Below are 2,605 nucleotides of genomic sequence, written 5' to 3' on the forward strand. Positions count from 1 at the left end.
CGCGTGCTCGGTCCGATCCGACGCATGCTCGCAGGGATGCTGCTGGGCGTGTTCGTGACCCAAAATCTTCGGCCCCTCGCCGCAGTCGCGAGCGGCGCCGACCTCGAGGTGCTTTGCGAACTCATCGACGCCGGCACCATCACGCCGCCAATCGACCGCAGCTACCCGCTCGCTGAGACGCCTGAGGGGATCCGCTACTTCGTGGAGGAGCACCCCAGGGGAAAGATCACCATCACCGTCCCCAACCAGAACAACACCAAGGAGCAGCACCAGTGAACACCACCGCAACAACTCTGAGCACACCCGTGCTCGCAGCCCACGACATCCGTAAGTCCTACGGCAAGGGCACCTCACGCTTCGATGCGTTGGCTGGTGTGTCCCTCTCGGTGCATGCCGGGGAGTCGATCGCGATCGTCGGTAAGAGCGGGTCGGGCAAGTCGACCCTGATGCACCTGCTCGCCCTATTAGATGAACCGGATGACGGCACCCTGATGGTCGGCAACACCAATGCCGAAGAGTTGTCGGTGCGCCAGCTGAACCGGTTACGCAATCAGGACTTCGGATTCGTGTTCCAACAGTTCTTCCTCACCCCCAACGCCACAGTGCTCGACAACGTGGTTCTCCCGTTGAAGATCGCCGGTGTTGGTGCCAGGGAACGCAAAAGCCGCGGCATGGCAGCCCTCGAACAACTGGAGATGCCAGACAAGGCCAAAAACAAGGCGGTCACCCTCTCCGGGGGACAAAAACAACGGGTCGTCATCGCTCGCGCTCTCGTGAACAACCCGAAGGTCATCTTCGCCGACGAACCCACCGGAAACCTCGACACCGTCACCGGCGCCCTGGTCGAGAACATCCTCTTCACCCTGAACAGAGACCAGGGCATCACCCTGGTGATCGTGACCCACGACCCCGACCTGGCCGCCCGCTGCGACCGGCAACTATTCATCCGCGACGGAGCCGAAGTACCCTCCCTCGACGCCCCAGGAGTAGCAGCATGAACCCCCTCGACATCACCCGTGCTGCCATCGGCAACACCTTCCGCAGCAAAACCCGCACCGCCCTCACGGTCACCGCCATCTTCATCGGCGCCTTCACCCTCACCCTCACCAGCGCCATCGGCACCGGCATCTCCACCTACATCGACAACCAGATCGCGTCGTTTGCGGCCGCTGACGCCCTGTCGATCATGAAGGCTTCAGATTCGACGCCTGGTGCACAGTCAGGGCCGGCGCCATACGATCCGGAATCGGCAGTGGTCGGCGGCCGGTTCGAGGGCGACGGGTCGGAGTTCGCGAGCGGAATCCTGACAGCCGCGGACGTGGAGACAATCGCCGGCGTGGATGGCGTGCTGGAGGTTCATCCGATCCTTCATGTCAATCCGCTGTATATCGAGCACGACAGCACCGGCAAGTATGAACTCACCATCAACGCCAACATCCAGATGATCACTCCCGATCTGGCCGCAGGCTCCCCGATGCCTGAAGCCGGCAATCAAGTTCTACTCACAAGCGCCTACCTCGAAAGCCTCGGCTTTTCGGACGCGGAATCGGCCGTCGGGCAGCCCGTGAGCATTGGCATCGCCGACCAGAGCGGTGAGATCCACGAACTTGGAGCGACGGTCTCGGGAGTGCAGAACGAGACGCTGTTCGAGAGTGGGGTTGGACTCAACCAGACGTTCTCCGACGCGTTGCGGGAGGCACAAGCCATCGGCAGTCCCACTGATACCGAGGTCGGCTTCTTCGTCGCCACTGCGCGATTCGATCCGGGCATTGGCGAAGAAGCGCTCAGCGCGCTGAAAGCGGATCTGGCAGAACTCGGCTACAACGCTTTGACGCCTGCCGACCAGATCGGCATCTTTCAGGTCGTCATCGGCGGCATCATCGGTGTGCTGAACGCCTTCGCCGTGGTCGCGCTTATCGCGGCCGGGTTCGGCATCATCAACACGCTGCTGATGAGTGTGCAGGAGCGAACTCGCGAGATCGGGCTCATGAAAGCAATGGGGATGGGCGGCGGACAGATTTACACGCTGTTCAGCGTTGAGGCGGTATTCATCGGGTTCCTCGGCAGCGTGATCGGGGCACTCGGTGCGATGGGCGTCGGCGCCGTCGCGAACGTGATTCTCGCCGAAACGGTGATTGCCGACCTCGAAGGGCTCGAAGTGCTCATCTTCGCACCCGTCCCCATGCTCGCAGTCGTGCTCCTGGTGATGGGCATCGCCTTCCTCGCCGGAACTATCCCAGCTCGGCGCGCAGCGCGACAGAACCCAATCACCGCGCTCAGGTACGAGTAGCTGTCATGAGAACACGACGCGCACACAAGAATTGGCTGATCGTCTTCGCCCTGGTCATCGGCGCAGGCGGCCCCGTTCTCGCGCTGGGCTCCTCATGAAGGCCAATAGGCTTACGCGTGACCCCAACCTGATTTTTTACCTGCGCAGCCGAGCGCATGATACCCTTTGCCCCTGAACCAGGGAGGCGAAGATGGCTGAGCATCCGAACGCAACTCGGTGCCGCGAGATCTTCGAGATTATTGAGCACGGAACGATGGATCAGGTTCGCGCAATCCTCGCGCACGACGTCGTCTGGCAGGTGCCCGGACGTGGAAA

Annotated in this window: 3 protein-coding genes; all 3 read left to right on the forward strand. The window is 62.0% G+C overall.

Annotated elements, in window-relative coordinates:
• The coding region (locus ACLQ62_RS08015; protein WP_411721119.1) for a zinc-binding dehydrogenase at positions 1 to 276 on the forward strand (276 nt) is incomplete at its 5' end.
• Positions 273 to 998, forward strand: coding sequence for an ABC transporter ATP-binding protein (locus ACLQ62_RS08020; RefSeq protein ID WP_411721120.1), 726 nt, complete (start codon positions 273 to 275; stop codon positions 996 to 998). The genes ACLQ62_RS08015 and ACLQ62_RS08020, both read left to right, overlap by 4 nt.
• Entirely contained in the window at positions 995 to 2,290 is a 1,296-nt protein-coding gene (locus ACLQ62_RS08025; RefSeq protein WP_411721121.1) for an ABC transporter permease, read from the forward strand. Before ACLQ62_RS08020 ends, ACLQ62_RS08025 begins: the two co-directional genes overlap by 4 nt.
• Positions 2,291 to 2,605 lie beyond the last annotated feature (315 nt).

The organism is Mycetocola sp., from assembly GCF_046716805.1.
In the GTDB taxonomy this organism is placed as follows: Bacteria; Actinomycetota; Actinomycetes; order Actinomycetales; family Microbacteriaceae; genus Mycetocola_A.